The organism is Laribacter hongkongensis DSM 14985 (genome assembly GCF_000423285.1).
GTDB classification, from domain to species: domain Bacteria; phylum Pseudomonadota; class Gammaproteobacteria; order Burkholderiales; family Aquaspirillaceae; genus Laribacter; species Laribacter hongkongensis.
The window spans coordinates 1-23,227 of the sequence record NZ_AUHR01000003.1 but is presented as its reverse complement, the minus strand read 5'-3'; the positions used below and the strand labels follow the sequence as shown (position 1 = coordinate 23,227).

The window sequence follows — 23,227 nt, the reverse complement described above, 5'->3', positions numbered from 1 at the left end:
AGTGGCTTTTTCATTTCATGCCTGCTGCGCAATACCCGCGGTGTGCGGCCGGGCACGCGGATGCGTATGCATCCACCGGATGCATGCCAGACCAGGGTCAGCCGGTACCGGAAAAGCAGATGCGGCCCGTACCCTTGGATTACGATGCAGTCATGAAAATTGCAGCCATCTCCGATATCCACGGCAACCTTGCTGCACTGGATGCCGTGCTTGCCGACATCCGCCAGCGCGGAGCGGACCTCATCGTCAATCTGGGTGACATCCTGTCCGGCCCGCTGCAACCGCGCGAGACTGCCAGCCGCCTGATGGCACTGGATCTGCCGACCATCAGGGGCAATCACGAAAGACAGATCCTCGAGGCTGATCGCAGCAGCATGGGAGCCTCCGATGCATTTGCCGACGCAAACATCACGGCAGAACAGCGCCACTGGATCGCCAGCCTGCCTGAACAGCTATGGCTGTCTGACGAGGTGCTTCTGGTACACGGCACTCCCGGCAGCGACCTGGAATACTTCCTCGAAGTCATCACCGCCTCGGGAAGCCGGCCGGCCCGGCAAGACGAAGCTGCACGGCTGGCTGGCAACACACCGGCATCGCTGATCCTGTGTGGCCACACGCATTGTCCACGGGTCATGCAGCTGGATGACGGACGCCTGATCGTCAACCCCGGCAGTACGGGATTGCAGGCATACGAAGACAGCCACCCTTTTCTCCACCGCATGGAAACCGGCTCGCCGCATGCACGCTACGCCATGCTGGAACGCACGGCACGGGGATGGTCAGCCAGACTGCTGGCGGTTGCCTATGACTGGCATGCCGCTGCGGCAATGGCCCGGCAAAATGGCCGGGAGGACTGGGGCAGTGCACTTGAAACCGGATTCGTCAGTCATCGCCGCGCCACATGACCAACAGCCTGTCACGAGCCCGCTCCGGCTCATGACAGGCTGTTGCAAACCATCCGGCAAACACCTGACAACCTGCTCGCACTTCCACCATTGCCAACGCTGAAACATCACGCTGGCCAGTGCGAAAACATTACAGGAAACGGTCGAGAATCTTGCGGCTGATGCGGTCCAGCGCCTCCGGATCACGGATCAGGAAATGGATACCGTGACTGTCGGTAATCAGCAGCGTCGGCGGAGCCAGCCGGCGGATGTCTTCTTCGCCCTTGAGGGTCAGGCGCGTCATGCCGCGGTCGGTTTCCACCTCCCACTGGCAGGGACAGACGTAACCGGAGACCGCTTCGATACGCCGGATTTCAGGCATGAACTCGCGGCCTGCTAGGGCGTTCTCCACCAGTAGCCGCGTGGCGGCCGGCAGGTCGGCCAGCCTGTCGATCCAGGCCAGTTCGCGCCCGTCGGGCGACACCAGGGCAATGCCTTCTTCCGGCGCGGCAACGGGAAAAGCCCGGACCGGCGTCACGCCCTCATGGCTGGTACCATCAGGCGTCACCAGCACCAGCCGGCCAAACGGATTCAGGGACAGATCGGGATTCATCATGCTGGCGTATCCATTCAGGCTGCGGCAACGGCGTGGTTGGTCGGGCTGGGCAACTCGTGGTCACTCAGACGCTGCTGGGCCTGGTAAAGCCGGTAATAGGCGCCCTCTTCTTCCATCAGCTCGTCATGACTGCCCACCTCGACAACACGGCCACGGTCCAGCACCACCAGACGGTCGGCCTTTTGCAAGGTCGACAGCCGGTGGGCAATGGCAATCGTGGTACGGCCCTTGACCAGGTTGTCGAGTGCCTTCTGGATTTCCTTTTCCGTCTCGGTATCCACCGATGCCGTGGCTTCGTCCAGAATCAGGATTTTCGGATCAATCAAAAGTGCACGCGCAATCGAGATGCGCTGGCGTTCACCACCGGACAGGGCCTGACCGCGCTCTCCCACCAGCGAGTCGTAACCGTGCGGCAGGCGCAGGATGAATTCGTGCGCGTGCGCGGCACGGGCGGCCGCGATGATTTCGGCACGGGTGGCGCCGGGCTTGCCATAGGCAATGTTGTCGGCAATGGTGCCAAAGAACAGGAACGGCTCCTGCAATACCAGTCCGATATGCTGGCGGTAATCGGCGATGGCCAGCGAGCGGATGTCCACCCCGTCGAGCAGGATGGCACCCTCGCTCACATCGTAAAAACGGCAGATCAGGTTGACCAGCGTGCTCTTGCCCGAACCGCTGTGGCCGACAAGGCCGATCATCTCGCCTGGCCGGATGGTCAGGTCAATGCCGCGGCTGACCTGGCGGCTGCCGTAGCGAAAGCCGACCTGGCGCAGCTCGATGGCGCCCTTGACCGTGCGGATGGCTACCGGCTTTGCCGGCTCCGGTACATTGGACACATGGTCAAGGATGTCGAAAATCCGTTTGGCACCCGCCGCAGCCTTTTGCGTGACCGATACGATGCGGCTCATCGAATCCAGACGCGTATAAAAACGGCCGATGTAAGCCAGGAAAGCAGTCAGCACACCGACAGTGATCTGGTTTTGCGAAATCTGCCAGATGCCGAAGGCCCATACCACCAGAATGCCGACCTCGGTCAACAGGGTGACCGTGGGTGAAAACAGCGACCAGACCCGGTTGACCCGGTCATTGACCATGAGGTTGTGCCGGTTGGCTTCGCGGAAACGCTGGGCTTCGCGCTTTTCCTGCGCAAAGGCCTTGACCACCCGGATGCCGGGAATGGTATCGGCCAGCACGTTGGTGACCTCGGACCAGATGCGGTCCACTTTTTCAAAGCCGTGGCGCAGGTGGTCACGTACGGCATGGATCATCCAGCCGATGAACGGCAAGGGCAGCAGGGTCACCAGTGCCAGCCACGGATTGATCGAGAACAGGATCAGCGACGTCATGCCGATCATCAGGATGTCGGTGGCAAAATCCAGCAGGTGCAGCGAGAGGAACACGTTGATGCGGTCGGTTTCCGAGCCGATCCGCGCCATCAGGTCACCAGTGCGCTTGCCGCCGAAGTATTGCAGCGACAGCTTGAGCAGGTGCTCGTACGTGGTGGTACGCAGGTCAGCACCGATGCGTTCGGAAACCAGTGCGAGGATATAGGTACGTCCCCAGCCCAGTATCCAGGCGAGGACCGCAGAGGCCAGCAGCCCGCCCAGATAGAGGGAAACCAGATGCGTATCGATCGGTACGCCGTTCTGGTAAGGGATCAGCACCTTGTCCATCAGCGGCATGGTGAGGTAAGGCGGCACCAGCGTGGCAGCCGTGCTGGCCAGGGTCAGGATGAATCCCAGCAGCAGCTGCGGATAGTAGGGTCTGGCAAATCGCCACAGCCGGAACAGCGTCCAGGTGGAGGGCGGCTTGCCCTCGATGTGCGTGCAGACCGGGCATTCGTCTTCGCCTTCCGGCAATGGCAGGTGGCAGCTGGGACAAACGGCCTCGTGCTCGTCAGCCTCGGGCTCGACCCCCAGCAGCACGCGGTCTTGCTGCCGGACGAAGGTGTCGATCAGGCGCTGGGCTACGGGATTGTGGCCGAGGGTGAAACGCCAGACGCCCAGCCGGTGCCGGTCATCCACCAGTTCCAGCATGCCGGCACCTGCATGATCGGAAAGCTGCAAGACCAGCCCGCTCCGGAATGGCCATGACTGCCAGCCTTCCGTGCCGGCAAAAGCCACAAGGCGTTGATTGCTCAAAAAAACCAGGCTTTGGGCAAAACGCAGGCGTTCGTCCAGATCGACCGGCAGCCAGCTGATGACCTGTTCACCAGCCGCCAGCAGGGCCTGCACCTGGTCGCGCCATTCCGGCGGCAATTGCGTCAGACCGTTATCGCTCGGATCCACTTTTAAATCGGCCATGAAAATCCGTTTCTCAATTCCCGCCCGGTCAATTTGCGATTAAACCGGGTCTTTGTGATATGGCAATTTGTTTTTCTGGACTTGACTTACACCATATTGCTTAATCCGGGCGAACGAATAAAACCCCCGCCGGAACAAAATACCTGACAATCGTTGCACGTCCTTACAATTCAGGCATCTTGTCTCGTAGCAATTTGCAATGAATTGTAATGAATTGTTTTCAGATGGCAGGGGAATCCATTTGGAGCTTGACCAAACAAGGGTTTAGTTGCCTGAAAAGACTCACCTGACCATCAGGTTCGCACAGTTTAATTGCTAGCACAGGCCGTGTATAGTAGCCCCCGTCGGACAGGTATACAGGCAAGTGTTCTGACACTTTAATTCACGACCTTCCCGACAAAACCGCAATCAGGAATTCCAAAAGACTGACAGCGGGTATTTATTGCAGACCGGCATTTACCCCGCGCCTCAAAACCGGAATCCGGCTTTGCCGTTTCAGGTTTCGGGCCAACACTGCAAAGGAATGTTCCGTCCATTGCGACGGTCAGATCTCAAAGCATGAAAGACATCAAATTTCTTCGCATCCAGTCGCTGCGTGGTCCGAACATGTGGACCTATCGCCCGGTTCTTGAAGCATGGATCGATATCGGCGATCTGGAAGACTGTCCGTCCAACACCATCCCGGGTTTCTACGAAAGGCTGTCGTCATGGCTGCCGACCCTCATCGAACACCGTTGCAGCTATGAAGAGCGCGGCGGATTCCTGCGCCGCCTGAAAGAAGGCACCTGGCCCGGGCACATCCTCGAACACGTCACCCTCGAGCTGCAAAACCTCGCTGGCATGCCGGGTGGATTCGGCAAGGCCCGTGAACTCTCCAAACGAGGCCAGTACAAGGTCATCGTGCGGGCCTGGCATGAAGACGTCACCCGCGAAGCCCTGTTTGCCGCCCGGGAGCTGGTGCTCGCCGCCATGGAAGACCGCCCGTTTGACGTGGCTGCCACGGTCCAGCGCCTGCGCGACATGGTGGACGACCACTGCCTCGGCCCTTCGACCGCCAGCATCGTCGATGCGGCAGACGACCGCGACATCCCCTATATCCGCCTGAACTCCGGCAACCTGGTGCAGTTCGGTTACGGGCGCGCACTGCGCCGCATCTGGACAGCGGAAACCGACCAGACCAGCGCCATTGCCGAAGGCATTTCGCGTGACAAGGACCTGACCAAACAGCTGCTGTCTGCCTGCGGCGTTCCGGTACCGGAAGGCCGCTACGTCAAGAACGCCGAAGAAGCCTGGGAAGCCGCTGAAGACATCGGCCTGCCGGTTGTCGTCAAACCCTACGACGGCAACCACGGCCGCGGCGTGTTCACCAACCTGCATACCCGCGACGAAGTCATGCAGGCCTACGGCGTAGCCATCGAAGAAGGCAGCGGCGTCATCGTCGAACGCTTCGTCACCGGCATCGAACACCGCCTGCTGGTGGTCGGTGGCAAGCTGGTGGCAGCAGCCCGCGGCGAAGAAGCCTGGGTGACCGGCGACGGCAAGTCGACGATCTACGAACTGATCGCCAGCCAGATCAACACCGACCCGCGCCGCGGCAGCACCGAAGACCACCCGCTCAACTTCGCCCGCCTCGATACCGCAGCCCGCCTTGAACTGGCCCGCAAGGGTTATACCGGCGACTCCGTGCCACCGGCCGGCGAACCGGTCCTGATCCAGCGCAACGGCAACGTGGCCTTTGACTGCACTGACGAAGTCCACCCGGATGTTGCCGCCGCCGTGTCGCTCGCCGCCCGCGTGGTCGGCCTCGACATCGCCGGCATCGACCTCGTATGCGAAGACATCTCCCGTCCGCTGGAAGAACAGCGTGGCGCCATCGTCGAAGTCAACGCCGGCCCAGGCCTGCTCATGCACCTGCGCCCGGCCTCGGGCAAGCCGCGAGCCGTCGGCCGGGCCATCGTCGAACACCTGTTCCCGCACGATGCTGACGGCCGCATCCCCCTGATCGGCATTACCGGCACCCGCAACACCACGCCGGTGGCCCGCATGCTGGCCCAGCTGGTGCAGTTCTCCGGCCGCCATGTCGGCCTCGCCTGCGCCGATGGCCTGTATTACAACGGTCGCCGTTTCCAGTCGCGCGATGCCACCGACTTTGCCTCGGGCCACAAGATCCTGCTCAACCGCCAGGTAGAAGCCGGCGTGTTCGAAACGCCTCCGCGCACCCTGGCGGCCGAAGGCCTTCCGTACGACCGCTGCCAGATCGGCGTGGTGACCTCCCTTGAGCCTGACTACACGCTCGAAGACCTGGAGGTCCTGAACAGTGACCAGCTCTACCGCGTGATGCGCACCCAGGTCGATGTCGTCCTCAAGCGCGGTGTCGCCGTACTCAATGCCGACGATCCGCTGGTAGCCGACATGGCATCGCTCGCTGACGGTGAGGTCATGTTCTACAGCCTTGGCGAACCGGAAGTCCTGACCGCCCATCTGGCCCGCAACGGCCGGGCCGTCATCGTACGTGCCGGGCTGATCGAACTGGCAACCGGCACGCAGCGTGAAGTGCTGATGGCAGTGGACCGGCTGTCACCGCTGGCCGAACCGCTGGAGAGCGTACTGGCCACCGTGGCCGGCGCCTGGGCACTGGGGCTGGCACCGGAGCTGATCCGCGCCGGGCTGGAAGCCTACGGCCAGCACTGACGACACATCCCGAAAAGCCCGCCGGCCTCAACCGGACGGGCTTTTTTGTGGCCTGCCAGTTGCAAAAAACCCTGCAAAAACAGGCTTCTGAAGCCCGGTTCCACCTTGGTACATTCCGTGTACAACCCCAAACAATACGATCAAACGTGCGTGTTACCATCGTGTGAACATCATCTGTACAGCCATCGAGAAGGCATTTTCCACAAGGCTCGCCAAGGTGTTGCTTCGCAACCAGGCAATTGATTCAAAAAGATAAAAACAGGATTCAACCCATCATGGAAGTCTCCCGCGTTCGTGCATTGCGTGGCCCCAATCTCTGGAGTCGCCAGACCGCCATCCAGGCCATTGTCAGCTGCCTTCCCCATGAAGAAGACATTCATGCCCTGCCCGGTTTCGAAACCCGCCTGCGAGCCCGTTTCCCGATGGCCGGCGCCCTGTTGCCCACCGCCTGTGGCGACAGCCGCATTTCCCTGGCCCATGCCCTCGAAAGCGTCGCCCTGCACCTGCAGATCCAGGCCGGCTGCCCAGTGACATTCAGCCGCACGGTGCCGACGCTTGAGCGCGGGGTGTACCAGATCGTGGCGCAATACAGCGAAGAAGACGTCGGCCGGCTGGCACTGGAACTGGCCGAAGAGATCATCTCCGCCACGCTCAACGACACCCCGTTTGACGCCGCCGCTGCACTGGCACGGCTGCGCGACCTAGATGAAGACGTCCGTCTGGGACCGTCAACCGGATCAATCGTGGATGCCGCCGTTGCGCGTGATGTTCCGTTCCGCCGCCTGACCGGCGGCAGCCTCGTGCAGTTCGGCTGGGGCAGCAAGCAGCGCCGCATCCAGGCGGCAGAAACCGATATGTCCAGCGCCATCGCCGAAGCCATTGCGCAGGACAAGGACCTGACCAAGGAGCTGCTGGCCGCGGCCGGCGTGCCGGTACCGGAAGGCCGCATCGTCTCGGATGGTGACGCGGCCTGGACCGCAGCCGAAGCCATCGGCCTGCCGGTGGTGATCAAGCCGCGCGACGGCAACCAGGGCAAGGGCGTGGCAGTCAACCTGACTTCGCGAGACGAAGTCCTGGCCGCATTTGCGGTCGCCTGCGACATCTGTTCCGACGTCATCGTCGAGCGTTATCTGCCCGGTCAGGATTACCGCGTGCTGGTAGTGGGCGACAAAATGGTCGCTGCCGCCCGGCGCGAACCGCCTCTGGTGATCGGCGACGGCGTGCACTCCATCCGCGAACTGGTCGAAGAAGTCAACCGGGATCCACGCCGCGGCGAAGGGCATGCCACCTCGCTGACCAAGATCCGCTTTGACGACATCGCCAAAGCCACGCTGGCCGCCCAGGGGCTGGATGCCGGCACGGTGCCGGTACTCGGACAGCGGGTCGTGCTGCGCAACAACGCCAACCTCAGCACCGGTGGCTCAGCCACCGACGTTACCGATGACGTCCACCCGGATCTCGCCGCCAGCGCCGTGGCAGCCGCCCAGATGGTCGGACTGGACATCTGCGGCGTCGACATCGTGTGTGAAACCGTGCGCCGGTCACTGGAAGACCAGGGCGGCGGCATCGTGGAAGTCAACGCGGCCCCCGGCCTGCGCATGCACCTGCAACCTTCGTTCGGCAAAGGTCGGGACGTCGGTGCAGCCATCATCGGCAACATGTTTGCCGGCGACGACAATGGCCGCATTCCGGTGGTGGCGGTTTCCGGCACCAACGGCAAGACGACCACGGTGCGCCTGAGCGCCCACCTGATCGCCCAGACCGGCAAGCGCATGGGCATGACCGTAACCGACGGCGTATACGTCAATGGCCGCCAGATCGACAGTGGTGACTGCTCGGGCCCGCGCAGTGCGCGCAATGTGCTGATGCATCCGGATGTCGATGCAGCGGTTTTTGAAACTGCCCGCGGCGGCATGCTGCGCGAAGGGCTGGGATTTGACCGCTGTGATGTGGCTGTCGTCACCAATGTCGGCGAAGGCGACCATCTCGGCCTCAACTACATCTACACCCTTGACGAGCTGGCGGTACTGAAAAGCATCGTGGTGCAGAATGTTTCCCCTTCCGGCATGGCAGTCCTGAACGCTGCCGACCCGATGGTGGCGCGGATGGCTGCCAGCTGCCCGGGCAGCGTGACCTTCTTTGCCCACGACGGCCACCATCCGGTCATCAACGCCCACCGGGCACAAGGCCGGCGCGTGATCTATGTCGAAGACGGGCAGATCGTGTGTGCCGAAGGCGGAGACGTGCGCATGACGTTTGATCTGGCGCAGGTGCCGCTGACGGCCGGCGGCCGGATTGCCTTCCAGATCGAAAACAGCATGGGCGCTGTCGGTGCTGCCTGGGCGCTCGGCATTGCCCAGGAACAGATCGCCGCCGGGCTGGCCTCTTTTGTCAGTGACGCGGCTACCGCACCGGGCCGCTTCAACCTGTTCGATTACCGTGGGGCTACCCTGATTGCCGACTACGGCCACAATCCGGACGCCATGCAGGCACTGGTACAGGCTGTGGAAACCCTGCCCGGTCAGCGCCGCATCGTCGTGATCAGCGGCGCAGGAGACCGGCGTGACGAAGACATCCGGCGTCAGACCCGGATTCTGGGTACGGCATTTGACGAAGTCGTGCTGTACCAGGATGCCTGCCAGCGTGGACGGGCCGATGGTGAAGTGGTGGCCTTGCTGCGCGAGGGTCTGGAAGGCGCTCCGCGCACCCGCCAGATTGATGAAATCCAGGGCGAGTTCCTGGCCATCGACACGGCCCTGGCCCGCCTGACTCCAGGAGACTTGTGCCTGATTCTGGTGGATCAGGTTGAAGAAGCCCTGGCGCATATCCAGTCGCGCTGCGCCTGATCCTCCTTCTGGCCGACAAGACAGCAGCCCTTCGCGGGCTGCTGTTTTTTCTGGCTGACAGGTATCCCAAGATGCAGCCGATCATTCTCCAATGAGGTACACGGCTCGCCAACCACCCCGGAACCGACGTGATTTGCAACGATACAAGCGACTCCACATCGCTCAGGCTACGACCGTAACGATTGACCGCACTCAGTACCCTCTAACAGGGTATTTCGAGGTCTGATGCCTGCCAGTGATGTGGACGGGTAGCACATTTTGCTGTGCAAGCTTATCCAGTACAGCGTCTCCGTACACGATGGCCTTGTCATTCACGGCCGGACTGACCGCTACGAAATACCACCGGGTTGTCTCTGACCAGAGCCTTCCGTCATGCAGGCTGCAAACCGGCGACAACCGGCCTGACCGCAGCCTCCACCCGGTTGCGCCCGCCGGACTTTGCCGCATACAGCGCTCCGTCAGCCCGCGCCAGCGCGCAATCCACGCTGGCATCGTCGGACTGCATCTGGCTGACCCCCAGGCTGATGGTCACGACCAGTGCGCCGGCCTCGGTCGCAAAGGGCACGCCGGCAATCTTCCGGCACAGGCGCTCGGCAAACAGGCAGGCACCGTCCTGGCTGGTTTGCGGCAACAGGATGGCAAACTCCTCCCCGCCCATGCGGCCCAGACAGTCGGTTTCGCGCAGGCCTGCCTGCATGCGGCGCGCCAGCTCTTGCAGGACCTGATCGCCGACAGCATGTCCGTGCGAATCGTTCACCCGCTTGAAATGATCAATGTCCAGCATCACTACCGCACAATCAGCTTCGTCAGGATAACGCCGGCAACGGGTCAGCTCGCGGTTGGCATGAACCAGCCAGCTGCGGCGGTTGGCCAGCCCGGTCAACCCGTCAGTACTGGCCTGCTTCACGAGGTCATCTTCATGTGCCTTGCGCTCGCTGATGTCGTTCAGGTAGCCATGCCAGAGCACGCTGCCATCCAGATCCTTTTCCGGGCTGGCATGTCCCAGCATCCAGCGGATCTCCCCCAGCGGATTGACGATGCGGAATTCCATGCGCCAGCTTTGCAGATGACAGGAGGAGTGCTCAAGCGAGGCCAGACACTCTTCCCGGTCAGCCGGCACGATGACGGCAAAGAAGGCATCGGCCTGGTCCCTGACCGCCAGAGGGTCCACGCCGCACAGGGTACCCAGGGCCGGATTGGCATAGGGCATGGCATACAGTCCGTCGGCCCGGCGGCGCAGCTGGAACACCACGCTGGGCAGTTGTGCCGTCAGTTTTTCCAGCTTGCGCTGCGTGGCCCGCCGCTCGGATTCACTGAGCTTGCGCTGGGTTACGTCGAGGTGCGTTCCCAGTGCCCGCACTGGGCGATTCTGCTCGTCCCGGTCCATGACCCGGCCACGACACTGTACCCAGCGCCAGCGTTCATCATCCCGCACCCGGTATTCAACTTCGATCATCGGGCTGTGGCCGACCAGGTGCATGTCAAAAATCAGTTTGACCCGAGCCCAGTCGTCACTGTGGATCAGGGCCTGCCAGGAAGGCAGGCAAACAGGATCGGCCTGGCGGGGATGCAGCAGCTCAAGGTTGCCGCTTTCAAGGTTCCAGTCCCACAGTTCCAGCTCGGCTCCGCGCAGGGCCATGTCCAGCTGTTGTTCACGCAAGGCCAGCCGGGCCTCGGCTACGCAGCGCTGCGTGACATCGACCAGTGCAGCAACAGAACCACCTTCTGCCGTGGGAGCCGGTACGGCATTGACCACCAGATAATGCAACTGGCCGGGACGCGGTTGCAGCCGGATCTCCTGGTTGTGCAGGCTGTCACCGGCCGCAATCCGGGACCAGGCTTCCGCCAGCGGCAACTGTTTGCCTGCGGGCATGGCCTGCATGTGGACCAGCGGCTGTGCGGTCGCCGGGTTGTTTTTCAAAGAGGTGCCACGCAGTCCGCTTTCCGGCAGCCCCAGCAGTCTGGCGGCACTGGCATTGCCTTCCTGGACCGTACCGTTTTCATCGGCCTGGAGGATGCCGATCGGCAGGACATCGTAAATGGCCTTCAGCAGGCTTTGCTGCCGCCACTGGCGGTAAAGCAGCCAGTAAATCCAGCCAACCGCCAGGAGGATCAGCAACGAACCAAGCAGGTTGCCGAACAGGCTGCTTTCAATCGCCTCGTCAACCGGCGCCATGATGGATTGCAGTTCGATGCCGACCCCGACATACAGCGGCCAACGGGCCACGGAGTGAATGCCGTAGACGCGGGCCAGACCATCGGGACCGGCCCGGCTGTCAAAACGGTTGGAGGTCAGCTCGGTGATCCAGCGATAGGATTCCGGCAGTTGCCGCCCCATGACTTCGTCCTGCATCCGTGTACGGGCCAGATAGTCCAGGTTCTGGTTGAACAGGAATACAACGTCCCTGTCTCCGGCCGAGACCTCGTGGAACAGCGAAGAAAAGTAGCTGGGCGATACCGATGCCACCAGAACACCGGCAAATTTTCCATGCCGCCGGACCTGGCGGGAAAACTGGATGCTCCAGGCCTGGGACAGGCGTCCGAATACCGGCTTGCTGATGTACAGGCTGGATACTTCCTGGTCGAGGTGCACCAGAAAATGCTCGCGATCGGCAATGGAAATGGCCTTGGGGCGCTCGGTCAGGCTGGAGTAGATGACGCGCCCGGCAGCATCGGTCAGCGAGACTTGCAGGATGGTGTCCCGCGGATAACTGCCGACAAAACGCTCGACCGACTCCTCAAACGTCTGGTAGCCCGAGCGGCTGTAGTCTGCCCCCATGTCCAGAAGCGCATAGTCGATGCCCTGCACCAGGGTACTGACCTGCTGTGACATGGCGTTGGCCACCTGGACTGCACGCAGTCCGGCCTGGGCATGTGCATTGTGCCGGAGCTCTTCATGGCTTTTGAGCAGATCGACCCAGTAAAGCGTCAACGCTGCCAGAACCACGAAAGGCAGAAGCAACAGCCACGGCTGCCGCACAAGGCGAAACAGGACTGGAGGCAAGACCATCTTTCAATCAGCGGATACAGTATGGGCAGCCTGGGCACAGCGGTACGTTATGTCATCAAGCCGAAATGCAGTCGTGATTTAGCAATGCCCACGGCATTTTTGCAATCAGAAAATAACGATCCATCTCAAAAAATATCAATCCGCCTGCTGGACGGTGGCATATCCGGTCCCGCCCGGCGCCACCGCCACTTGCAGCAGGATCAGGCGTGCGGTGGCGGCAAATCTCGCGGGTCTTCGCGCTCGACCAGCAAACGGGATTCGAGAATGCGTACGGACCGGATTTCACGTACATGGTCGATGATGTCGACCAGTTGCTGCTCGATCAGCTGCCGCTCTTCGGGACTGCGGGCACTGGCAGGGTCCAAAGTGGCCTCAAGCTCGATCGAACCGTTGAGATAGTGCAGCTGTACCTGGATACGCGCCGACAGGTCCTGCCCCATCATCTCCTGCAATACCGTCATCAGCCGGTCCCGCGGCGGCAGGGCGCAAGTATGCGTTGCGTGTCCATGGTCGTCTTCCGGGTCGATGTGCACCAGCACGTCGAGCGTCCGGTGCTGCTCCATGACCCGTCGACGGGCAGTAGCCGCGATGTGGTGCCCCTCGGATACGCTGATGCGTCCGTCCACCAGCAAGTGGACATCCACCAGTGCATAGTCACCCATGCGGCGGGTACGCATGTCGTGGACATCACGCACACCGGGAATCGCGCTCAACGTTTCGCGGATCGCCTGCACTTCCTGTTCTTCCAGCCCCCGGTCAATCAGGTCGGAGATGGCGTCCCAGCTGAACTTGCCCCCCATGCGCATCACCATGAAGCCCACCAGTGCAGCCGCCAGCGGATCAAGGAAGGTGTATCCCATCAGGTTACCGGCGATACCCATCGCCACCACCAGCGAGCTGGCAGCATCAGAGCGCGCATGCCAGGCATTGGCGACCAGCATGCTGGACTTCACGCGCTGGGCGATCTTCAGCATGTAGCGGAACAACCCTTCCTTGCTCACCAGCGTAAAAAGCGCCACCCACAAGGCAATCGGACTGACATCGGGGATGCTTTCCGGTTCGGTGATCTTGACCCCTGCACTCCAGAGCATGCCGGCCCCGACAGCCAGCAGCAGCATCCCCAGCACCAGTGAAGCCGCTGTCTCGATGCGGGCATGCCCGTAAGGGTGATCATCATCGGCATCCCGGTGGCTGATCCGGTTCGCTGCCAGCACGACAAAATCCGCCAGCAGGTCGGAGAGCGAGTGGATGCCGTCGGCGACCAGTGACTGGGATTTGGCAAAGATGCCGACGATGATTTGCAGGATGGTCAGGAACAGGTTGACCCATACGCTGACCATCGTGGAGCGCTTGGCGGCCTGGCGCTTGATTTCGGATTCGGATGCGGTGGCAGTAGACATCATGTCAGCTTCTGTTGCGACAACAAAAAGCGGACGGCTCCTCGATCCACCGCCCGCTCCCTCCGGAACAAGTCCGGCCCATCAGCCTGTCAGCCCGGACGCCGGCAAGCTGCGAAAAGATCAAGGGCCGGATTATAAACCTTCGTCTTGACCTGCAAGAGTCCGAGCATGGAATGGAACAGGTTGTCCTGGCTTGCCGGCTTGCCGGCCACTTCCTGCAGGCACTGCTGCTCCAGCCCCAGCTGCTGCCGGTAACCGGCAGACGTCCACAGGACCGACGGTACGTGCGTCTGGCCCGAGGGCGCCAGCATGTATGGCGTGCCATGCAGGTACAGGCCATGCTCTCCCAGCGATTCGCCATGATCAGACAGATACCACATGGCCGTATCCGCCCGTCCTTCCTCTTTTTGCAGCAAGGCAATCAGCTTTGCCAGCACATGGTCGGTATAACGGATCGTGTTGTCATAGACATTGACGATGGCCTGGCTCTCGCACTTGTCGAGCTGGTTGGTATTGCACACCGGCGTGTAAATCTCGAACGCCTTGGGATAGCGCTTGTAGTAAGCCGGGCCGTGGCTGCCCATCATGTGCAGCACGATCAGCCCGTCCCCCTTGAGTTCGTCGATATATTCCTTCAGGCCGGCCAGCAGGATGTCGTCGTGGCATTCACCACTCTCGCACAGTCCGGGAGTTTCCTGGGCAAAACGCGTGGCGATCATGGTTTCATTGGGCACGCGGTCGCAGGCGCCCTTGCAGCCCGACTGGTTGTCACGCCACCACACGGGCACCCCGGCACGCTGCACGACATCCAGCAGCCCTTCATGCCGACGGGCTGCATCGGCGTCGTAATTCTTGCGCTCCAGCCCCGAGAACATGCACGGCACGGAAACGGCCGTATCGGTTCCGCACGAAGTGAACTGGCTGAAATTGACCAGATCCTTCACTTTGGCCAGCTCAGGCGTGGTGTCACGTTCATAGCCGTCCAGCCCGAAGTTCGCTGCACGCGCGGTTTCACCCACCACCAGCACGGTCACCATCTTGCGGGCACCCTGGCCAACCTCCCGGTGTGCATCCTCACCGATTTTCTGGATGACCACCGGTTGCAGGCGTGCGTTCCCTTTCAGGTATTTGGAACTGGCCTTGATGTAGTTCATCGGCGTCAGCAAATACGCCAGCTCGCGATTGTTGCGGAACGTCGAGGCAAAATCCTTGTAAAAGCCGTAGGCAATGCCGGCCAGGATGGCAAAGCTGAGCAGGATCACGACCAGCTTGCTGCCCAGTTCACGCAACCACGGACGATACCGGACCGGCGTACGCCACAGCAGCCAGAGCGGCAGCACCCCCAGCAGCAGCACATAAAGCAGCAGTTTGAAAGACAGCAGGTCAAACACCTCCCGTGGATCGGTCTGGAAGGTATTACGGATCATGTCATCGTTGATGAAGACCCCGTACTGGTTCATGAAGTACACCACGAACGGCGTAATCAGCAGCAGGACCGTCACCACGGGCTTGAAGATGAAGCGGACAGCCAGCAATGTCAGGACAAAGTTGAAAACCAGTGCAATGAAGACAAAGGCGGCACCGATATACAGCCATCCTCCTGCACTGTCGGGAGCCTGGATACTGATCAGGCGTGACCAGAACGCCATGTTGCAGAACAGCAAGAAGTACAGCGTGACCCACAGGGTGACAGTTTCAGGGCGCCGGGGGCGAACAAACCGCATCAGGTTCTCCGTCAAAAGCAATACAGACTGCCGACGAGACCTCTGCCAGCGCCGGTTCAGCGGATGCAACGAGTTTTTCAAACATCCGCGCCGGCGCGATTATGAAAGCAAAACAGTTAATGGAACCTTGGAAATTGTTTCCGATTGAAACAAAGTAAATATACTTGTCATTAACTGTTGGCTTGCGGATGGCGAGGCAGCAATAAAAAAGGTCGGAAATTTATTTATTTGAAATAATAATCAAACTTTAATAATGCATTTATCATTATTAATTCTTATGGTTTGATTTGCGTCACTTCCCCAGCGACAAGTCATGGATTTTTCCGTAATTCACGGAGCCCAATACTGTCTGCGCAGACATTGTCATAACAACCAACCAGGTAAAAATTGTTGTCCAAAGAAATAATATTGTGCAAAAATCATTTTTTTTGCCAGACAATACTATTTTTTTGTCATCTTTTGGCAGATATTAGGTTATTGAATCAAGGAAGTTCAAAGAGGTCCCATATGCCTATAGAAAGTTGCGCTGTGCCCTTTATCGAGGCCAGCAAATTGACCGCCATGGCCGCCACCCTGCTAGCCAGCAGCGGATGCCGGATTCTCGACATCGACCTGCAAGCTGACGAGCCGATCCTGCGCGTCAGGTTCTGTGACAGCAGCGAACCTGTCCGACCGTTCCAGTTCCCCGGTTGCAGGATCATCTGGGAAAACGTGATCTGACCCGGCCAGCCAGTACAAGCAACAAGGCCGGCAAGAAATCTCCGCCGGCCTTGTTGCTTGTACCACCTGACTCCATCCCTGTACCACCCGCCACCATACGATCAGCAATCTCCGGCAGCAGGCACTAGACTCGCATTACACACCAGCATCACACCGGAGGAGCATGCCATGGGCTGGATCATCACCCTGATCGTAGGCGCCCTGATCGGCTGGATCGCCAGCCTGATCATGAAAACCGATGCCCAGCAGGGCACCATCGCCAACATACTGGTCGGCATTGTGGGTTCGGCACTGGGCAAGTGGATTTTTGCCGACCTGCTGGGCATTGGCAGCGCCTTTGCCGCAGGCCGGTTTTCACTGTCCGGGCTGATTTTCGGCGTGCTGGGCGCCATCATCCTGATCTACCTGCTCAAGCTGGTCGGCTTTTACCGCTAACCGTGCGCGGTGCCGTCATATCCGGACAGTACCGCCACCGCATTGGCGCCGATCGGCCCGACGGCATAACCGCCCTCCAGGCAGAACAGGGTTGGCACCCCCAGCCGCCCCAGTTGCTCGCCCATGCGCACAAACTCAGGGGTATCCAGCTTGAAGGTGGAAATCGGATCGCCCTGATATGTATCAAGCCCGAGCGACACCACCAGCGCATCAGGCCGGAATGCCGAGATCACCCGGCATGCGTCGGCCAGTGCGCCCATCCACGCAGGCACATCGCTCCCGGCCGGCAGCGGAAAATTATGGTTGAAACCCAACCCGGCGCCCTCTCCTCTTTCATCGGCAAACCCGAGGTAAAACGGAAACTCTGTCCGCGGGTCGCCATGAATGGACGCAAACAGCACGTCGGCACGGTCATAAAAAATGCTCTGGGTACCGTTGCCGTGGTGATAGTCGACATCCAGAACCGCGACCCGGCTGCACCCCTTGTCACGCAAGTGCTGGGCAGCAATGGCCGCATTGTTGAAGAAGCAGTAGCCGCCAAACACATCCGCAGCGGCATGATGTCCCGGCGGACGGCACAGGGCAAACACGCCCTTTTCACCGGCCAGCAACCGGTCAGCTCCCGTCAGGGCCGTTTGTGCCGACCCATAGATGGCCGTCCATGTGCCCTTGGTGACCGGAGTGCCGGCATCCATGCTGAAATAACCGAGCTGCCCGTCAATGTCCTCCGGTTCGACCTGCCGGAAGCAGCGGGTCGGCCAGATCAGCGGCAAGGCATCGTAATCCCGACCGGTGGCCGAACGGCGGCTTGGGCGACTCCAGCGCTCCCAGAAGGTTTCCAGGAACCGGACATAGTTCTCGCGGTGCACGGCCAGGATCGGCTCCTTGCCATGGTCGGTTGGCCCGATGCGGGAAAAGCCTGCGGCATCCACAGCCTCCCGCACCATGTCGGCCCGCGAAGGATTTTCAAAACACGGCATCAGGGTGCCATTGATCAATTCCGCCTTGCCGGCCTGCTCGTGATGAGTATCGGAATAGACAGTCAACATTTTATGGTCAAATCCTTTGACTCGAAAAAAGCAGCATTTCTTGAAATGGCTTCAGCAGCCAAGCGGTGATCCTGCCCTGTTTGACCAAAGGCAAGACCTGCTCCGACCAGCGGGCACGTTCCTTTGTGATTTCCGGCCCAGCCAGTACCATCATGCAGCGTGCTGTTGCGCCTGACTATTGGAAAGCGGCCATGTCCCATGCCTATCTCTGGCTGATTCTGGCATTGCTGGCCCTCGTGGCCGAGCTGTTCAGCGGAACCTTTTACCTTCTGGTCCTGGCCATCGGGCTTCTGGCGGCTGCCGCCACAGCCGGGCTGGGTCTTGCGCCGGAATGGCACTTCATCAGTGCCGCCGCCATCACGCTGGCCGGCTGGCTGTTCCTGCTGCGCCGTCGCCGGCAACTGCTGTCCTCAGCACCGGCCCCGCTGGATGCCGACGCAGGCGCCACTGTCGAAATACTTTACTGGCAGGATGCTCGTCACGCCCGTGTACGCTATCGCGGCACGGAATGGGATGCACGGCTCTCCTCCAGAATCCGTCCGGCAACAGACTGTCATTTCGAGATAGTCAGGCTGGACGGCAATACCCTGATCATCCGTGCTGTCGAGGAGTGACCCCCATGCTGTCTACCGCTGCTGTCCTGCTGATCCTTGCCTTTATTGTCGTTGCCCGCGCCTTGCGCGTGGTACCGCAGCAAAGTGCCTTTGTCGTCGAACGACTGGGACGTTTTCACAGCGTCCTGTCTCCGGGCCTGAACGTCATCATTCCGTTCATTGACCGCGTAGCCTATCGCCACAGTCTCAAGGAAATCCCGCTCGACGTGCCAAGCCAGATCTGCATCACCAAGGACAATACCCAGCTCAAGGTCGACGGCATCCTGTATTTCCTCGTGACCGATGCCAAACGTGCCAGCTATGGCACCAGTGATTATGTGCTGGCAATTTCCCAGCTGGCCCAGACCACCCTGCGCTCGCTGATCGGCAAGATGGAACTGGACAAGACTTTCGAAGAGCGCGACGACATCAACCGGGCCGTCGTGGCGGCACTGGACGAAGCAGCCCAGACCTGGGGTGTCAAGGTATTGCGCTACGAAATCAAGGACCTGGTTCCCCCGACGGAAATCCTGCATGCCATGCAGCAGCAAATCACTGCCGAGCGGGAAAAGCGCGCCCTGATCGCTTCCAGCGAAGGCCGCAAGATGGAGCAGATCAACATCGCCACCGGTGAGCGTGAGGCTGCCATCAAGAAATCCGAAGGTGAAATGCAGGCGCTCATCAACCAGTCCTCCGGCGAACGACAGGCCCGCATCAACACAGCCCAGGGCGAATCCGAAGCCATCCGGCTGGTGGCAGATGCCACGGCCGATGCCATCGCCCGCGTAGCCGGTGCGGTACAGACGCCCGGAGGCATCGAGGCCGTCAATCTCAAGGTAGCCGAGCAGTACGTCGATGCCTTCGCCCAACTGGCCCGCAAGGGCAATACCCTGATCCTGCCGGCCAATGCCGGTGACGTCGCCGGCCTGGTCGCCACCGCCATGTCGGTCATCCGCCAGCAAGGCGGAGACAGCACCGCCGGGCCCGGTCGTTGCCCGCCGGCAGACTGACGCCTTCAACCCCGGCCCCGGGATGTTCGGCCCGTACGGAGCACGCGCTTCGTACGGGCCGAATGCCATTCCGGCCTTTGCTTCTATTGGCAGAAAGGCAACGAGGCATCGCAGGGTGGTCAATTTGGTAGAAACCATTACTCCAGCAACGATTTGTGCTGCAAATTCGGCCCGTCAATCAGGATAAAGGCATCGAAAAATACAAAAGACCAGTTTCAGGACATTTTTTACCCATCGATTGTCAAAAAGATTTACCCTGTTGCAATAACATCACCTTAAACCAGATGAAATCCGGTCTATTTGCACATTTCAGCAACAAACATCTCTGGAACGGCAGCTATGAAACGACGCAATGCTCTGAGTCTTATCGCCTGCGGCCTGATGGCCGCTTTCGCTCCGCTTAGTTACGCCAACGATGTCAAATCCGTCGGGGTAACGGCGATTGTTGACCACCCGGCACTTGATGACGTGCGCAAAGGCGTGGAAGACGAACTCAAGGCCCAGGGTTTCGTCCCCGGCAAGAACCTGAAGTACCAGTTCCAGAGCGCCCAGGGCAATACCGCCACGGCCGGCCAGATTGCCCGCAAGTTTGTCGGCGACAAGGTTGATGCCATTGTGGCCATCGCCACACCCAGCGCCCAGGCTGCGGTTGCAGCCAGCCGTGGCACCACTCCCGTGGTATTTGCTGCGGTGACAGATCCGGTGGCAGCCAAGCTGGTCAAGAGCTGGAATGCCGGCAACGGCAACGTGACCGGTGTGTCCGACAAGCTGGCGATTCCGCCGCAGGTGGACCTGATCCTGAAGGTCAAGCCGGGCGTCAAGAAGGTCGGCATGGTCTACAGCCCGGGCGAAGTCAACTCGGTGATGGTTGCCAAGGAACTCAAGGCCGAGCTGGGCCGTCGAGGCATGACGCTGGTCGAAGCACCGGCTCCGCGTACGGTTGATGTGGGCCCGGCCGCCAAGAGCCTCGTCGGCAAGGTGGATGCGCTGTATACCTCGACTGACAACAACGTGGTGTCGACCTATGAGTCGCTGGCCAATGTTGCCAACGTCAGCCGTATCCCGCTGATCGCTTCGGACACCGATTCGGTCGAGCGCGGCGCCATTGCAGCCCTGGGACAGAGCTATTACGACATGGGCCGCCAGACCGGCAAGATCGTCGTACGCATCCTCAAGGGCGAAAAAACCAACAGCATTGCACCGCAGCTGGGTGAAAAGCTGTCACTGGTCGTGAACCAGACCTCAGCCCAGAAGCAGGGTGCTCCGCTGAGCGATGCACTCAAGCAGGAAGCCAAAACGGTCCTGAAGTAATTCTTGTCCTACCCGGCGGGCAGGGCGTTTCATGCGCCTGCCCGTCCGTCTCCCACCTCACGCGTAGTTTCACATGTCCCTGATTTCACTCCTGGGGGCGCTGGAAATCGGCCTGATCTTTGCACTGGTTGCTTTGGGCGTCCTGATTTCCTTCCGCATCCTGAATTTTCCCGACCTGACGGCAGACGGCAGCTTTCCTCTGGGTGGTGCCGTGGCGGCCACACTGATCGTTGGCGGAACCGATCCCTGGATTGCCTGTATCGCAGCCATGCTGGCAGGTGCTGCCGCCGGTTGGGTCACGGCCTGGCTGAACGTGCGGCTGAACATCCTGCAACTTCTGGCCAGCATTCTGGTGATGGTGGCACTGTACTCGATCAACCTGCGCATCATGGGCGCACCCAATGTGCCTCTTCTGGGCGAACCGACGGTATTCGAGCCTTTCATGGATCCGGCCAGTGATGCCGCCATGTGGATCCAGCCAGGCGTACTGGCCGCCATCGTGGTGGCAGCCAAACTGGCGCTTGACGCCTATTTTGCCTCCCAGTCAGGACTGGCCATGCGGGCCACCGGCGCCAATCCGCGCATGGCACGTGCACAAGGGGTCAGCACTAATCGTGCTGTCCTGAGCGGGCTGGCCCTGTCCAATGCCCTGATTGCCCTTGGTGGCGCCCTGTACGTACAGACCCAGGGCGGTGCCGACATCTCCATGGGGATCGGAACCATCGTGATCGGCCTGGCTGCCGTGATCATTGGCGAGACGCTTTTGCCGAGCCGGTCGCTGTGGGTCATTACGCTGGCAACCGTATTCGGTGCCCTGCTCTACCGTTTCCTGATCGCACTGGCCTTGTCGGCCGATTTTCTCGCCGCACAGGACCTGAACCTGATTACGGCGCTGCTGGTCGGCTTCGCCTTGGTGCTGCCGATGATCAAGGCACGTTTCAAAGCCCGCAAAGGAGCCGCATCATGATGAAGGCCCGGGGTCTGACCAAGACTTTCAATCCAGGTACTCCGATCGAAAACCCGGCCCTGCGCGGCATTGACCTGCACATTCCCAACGGCCAGTTCGTGACGGTGATCGGCAGTAACGGCGCCGGGAAATCCACTTTCCTGAACGCCTTGTCCGGTGACCTGATCGTCGATACCGGCAGTATTCACATCGATGGAAAAGACGTCACCAGGCTGAGCGCCTGGCAACGTGCGGGCATGGTGGCCCGTGTATTCCAGGACCCGATGGCCGGTACCTGCGAAGGGCTCAGCATCGAGGAGAACCTTGCCCTTGCCTGGCAGCGGGGTGAACGCCGGCATTTGCGCCCGGCGGTTACGTCAGGCCTGCGCGAGATTTTCCGTGAAAAGCTGTCGATCCTGAAACTGGGTCTGGAAAACCGCCTGACCGACCGCATGGGCCTGCTGTCCGGAGGACAACGCCAGGCTGTCAGCCTGCTGATGGCCTCGCTCCGCCCGTCCCGGTTACTGCTGCTGGACGAACACACGGCAGCACTGGATCCCAAGACAGCAGCATTCGTGCTGGAGCTGACTGACCAGATCGTCAATGCAAACGGACTCACCACCCTGATGGTGACCCACTCCATGCGCCAGGCCCTGGATCACGGCGAACGCACCATCATGCTGCATCAAGGGCGGATCGTGCTGGATGTTTCAGGTGACGAGCGCCAACGCATGGACGTACCGGATCTCCTTGCCATGTTCGAGCGGACACGGGGTGAAAAAATTGCTGACGATGCCTTGCTTCTAGGATGAGCCGTCTGCATTTACCGATAAAAAGGCTGACGTGACCGTCAGCCTTTTTCATTCCAAGATGCTTCGGACACGTACATGAAATCAATCCAGCCATCAATTCATATGCATTCTCACGAATTCACTTGAAATACCAGCCCTTACCTCTGGCACTCTTGGCAAAATTCGAAAAATGATTTGTCGCCACGAGTTTTTTGAGTGATAATTTCCAACTCATCGCCGACTTAGCTCAGTTGGTAGAGCAACTGCCTTGTAATCAGTAGGTCACCAGTTCGATTCCGGTAGTCGGCACCAGTATGCACGGGGCTTCCAGCAATGGAAGCCCCGTTTCATTTGCTCCGCAAAATCGCGCTTGCTCCGCAATTTCATGACAGCCACCGCCTCTGTTGCAACATAGACTGCAGCAGCACAGCCATGCCATGCCTGATCCAGCGTCACGGCATCACTTACACACCCCTCGAAATTGACGTTTGCCCTGCTCCGGGCTATCTTTGCCCCGTCGCGTTCAATAGCGCGGCCGGGTTTGGCGACCCGGATTCACAGGCGGACACACCGCCGCGAGAGCGGTTTTTTTGTGTCTGCAGCATGGCTGCGTCCTCAATGGGGCGGGCCGTGCGGGAGGTGCGCGAGCACCTGCCGGCCCTGTGTCCGGTTCGCCAACCTGCACGGCTCCGCTCCACCCGTTTGGCGACGGGAAGCGGAAAACAAAATCCGTACACAGGAGGCCATCATGGCTGCTTCTTTTTCTCTTGTCCCGCAGGACGTCATCACCATCATCAACAATGAGCCGCGTACCACCTCTCTCAAGGTGGCTGAAGTGTTTGGCAAGCTGCACAAGCATGTACTGGCGAAGATTGAACACCTTGATTGCTCAGAGGAA

General features: G+C 60.4%; 16 protein-coding genes and 1 tRNA gene. 11 read left to right on the top strand and 6 right to left on the bottom strand.

The features are described from left to right. Positions 1-152: 152 nt before the first annotated feature. The gene (locus G542_RS0103045; protein ID WP_027823346.1) at positions 153-905 is read left to right on the top strand and encodes a metallophosphoesterase family protein; all 753 of its coding nucleotides are present in this window, start codon (positions 153-155) and stop codon (positions 903-905) included. A gap of 130 nt (positions 906-1,035) precedes the next feature. Here the strand turns inward: G542_RS0103045 and G542_RS0103040 are convergent, their stop codons facing one another. Next, complete coding sequence (locus tag G542_RS0103040; protein WP_027823345.1) at positions 1,036-1,500, bottom strand: cyanophycin metabolism-associated DUF1854 family protein; 465 nt, start codon at positions 1,498-1,500, stop codon at positions 1,036-1,038. Between the two features lie 14 nt (positions 1,501-1,514). After that, entirely contained in the window at positions 1,515-3,803 is a 2,289-nt protein-coding gene (locus G542_RS0103035) for a cyanophycin metabolism-associated ABC transporter (protein ID WP_027823344.1), read from the bottom strand. 558 nt (positions 3,804-4,361) lie between these two features. On the opposite strand from G542_RS0103035, the gene G542_RS0103030 reads away from it, so the two are divergent. Continuing rightward, a complete protein-coding gene (locus G542_RS0103030) occupies positions 4,362-6,494 on the top strand; it encodes a cyanophycin synthetase (RefSeq protein ID WP_027823343.1) in 2,133 nt (710 codons plus the stop codon). Between the two features lie 275 nt (positions 6,495-6,769). Then, positions 6,770-9,340: a cyanophycin synthetase gene (gene cphA / locus G542_RS0103020; RefSeq protein ID WP_027823342.1), complete on the top strand. Its 2,571-nt coding sequence runs from the start codon at positions 6,770-6,772 to the stop codon at positions 9,338-9,340. Positions 9,341-9,710: 370 nt separating this feature from the next. Here the strand turns inward: cphA and G542_RS17325 are convergent, their stop codons facing one another. The 3 genes from G542_RS17325 to G542_RS0103005 form a co-directional block, all read right to left on the bottom strand. Continuing rightward, positions 9,711-12,302, bottom strand: a complete 2,592-nt coding sequence (locus G542_RS17325) for a diguanylate cyclase (RefSeq protein ID WP_162142322.1) — start codon at positions 12,300-12,302, stop codon at positions 9,711-9,713. A 248-nt stretch (positions 12,303-12,550) separates the two neighbouring features. Then, complete coding sequence (locus G542_RS15720; RefSeq protein ID WP_012697442.1) at positions 12,551-13,753, bottom strand: cation diffusion facilitator family transporter; 1,203 nt, start codon at positions 13,751-13,753, stop codon at positions 12,551-12,553. 86 nt (positions 13,754-13,839) lie between these two features. Then, a complete protein-coding gene (locus G542_RS0103005; RefSeq protein WP_027823341.1) occupies positions 13,840-15,474 on the bottom strand; it encodes a phosphoethanolamine transferase in 1,635 nt (544 codons plus the stop codon). A 507-nt stretch (positions 15,475-15,981) separates the two neighbouring features. Between G542_RS0103005 and G542_RS0103000 the strand changes: the two genes are divergently transcribed. Together G542_RS0103000 and G542_RS0102995 are read left to right on the top strand one after the other, a co-directional pair. Beyond that, positions 15,982-16,194 (top strand): hypothetical protein, encoded by a 213-nt coding sequence (locus G542_RS0103000; RefSeq protein WP_012697445.1) that lies wholly within the window; start codon positions 15,982-15,984, stop codon positions 16,192-16,194. A 168-nt stretch (positions 16,195-16,362) separates the two neighbouring features. After that, on the top strand, positions 16,363-16,629 hold the full coding sequence (locus G542_RS0102995) for a GlsB/YeaQ/YmgE family stress response membrane protein (RefSeq protein ID WP_012697446.1): 267 nt from the start codon (positions 16,363-16,365) through the stop codon (positions 16,627-16,629). Here G542_RS0102995 and G542_RS0102990 read toward each other — a convergent pair. Next, positions 16,626-17,678, bottom strand: coding sequence for a histone deacetylase family protein (locus G542_RS0102990; protein ID WP_012697447.1), 1,053 nt, complete (start codon positions 17,676-17,678; stop codon positions 16,626-16,628). The genes G542_RS0102995 and G542_RS0102990 overlap by 4 nt on opposite strands. A 191-nt stretch (positions 17,679-17,869) precedes the next feature. Here G542_RS0102990 and G542_RS0102980 point away from each other — a divergent pair, with 191 nt between their 5' ends. The 6 genes from G542_RS0102980 to G542_RS0102955 all read left to right on the top strand — a co-directional run bounded on the left by G542_RS0102980 (position 17,870) and on the right by G542_RS0102955 (position 22,641). Beyond that, complete coding sequence (locus tag G542_RS0102980; protein ID WP_012697449.1) at positions 17,870-18,292, top strand: NfeD family protein; 423 nt, start codon at positions 17,870-17,872, stop codon at positions 18,290-18,292. A 5-nt stretch (positions 18,293-18,297) separates the two neighbouring features. Continuing rightward, the gene (locus G542_RS0102975) at positions 18,298-19,281 is read left to right on the top strand and encodes an SPFH domain-containing protein (protein WP_012697450.1); all 984 of its coding nucleotides are present in this window, start codon (positions 18,298-18,300) and stop codon (positions 19,279-19,281) included. A 339-nt stretch (positions 19,282-19,620) separates the two neighbouring features. Beyond that, on the top strand, positions 19,621-20,592 hold the full coding sequence (locus tag G542_RS0102970) for an ABC transporter substrate-binding protein (RefSeq protein WP_012697452.1): 972 nt from the start codon (positions 19,621-19,623) through the stop codon (positions 20,590-20,592). Between the two features lie 73 nt (positions 20,593-20,665). Further along, on the top strand, positions 20,666-21,559 hold the full coding sequence (locus G542_RS0102965; protein ID WP_012697453.1) for an ABC transporter permease: 894 nt from the start codon (positions 20,666-20,668) through the stop codon (positions 21,557-21,559). Next, positions 21,556-22,350, top strand: a complete 795-nt coding sequence (locus G542_RS0102960) for an ABC transporter ATP-binding protein (RefSeq protein WP_027823340.1) — start codon at positions 21,556-21,558, stop codon at positions 22,348-22,350. The genes G542_RS0102965 and G542_RS0102960 overlap by 4 nt, the downstream gene beginning before the upstream one ends. 215 nt (positions 22,351-22,565) lie before the next feature. Next, positions 22,566-22,641, top strand: a tRNA-Thr gene (locus tag G542_RS0102955). Positions 22,642-23,227 lie beyond the last annotated feature (586 nt).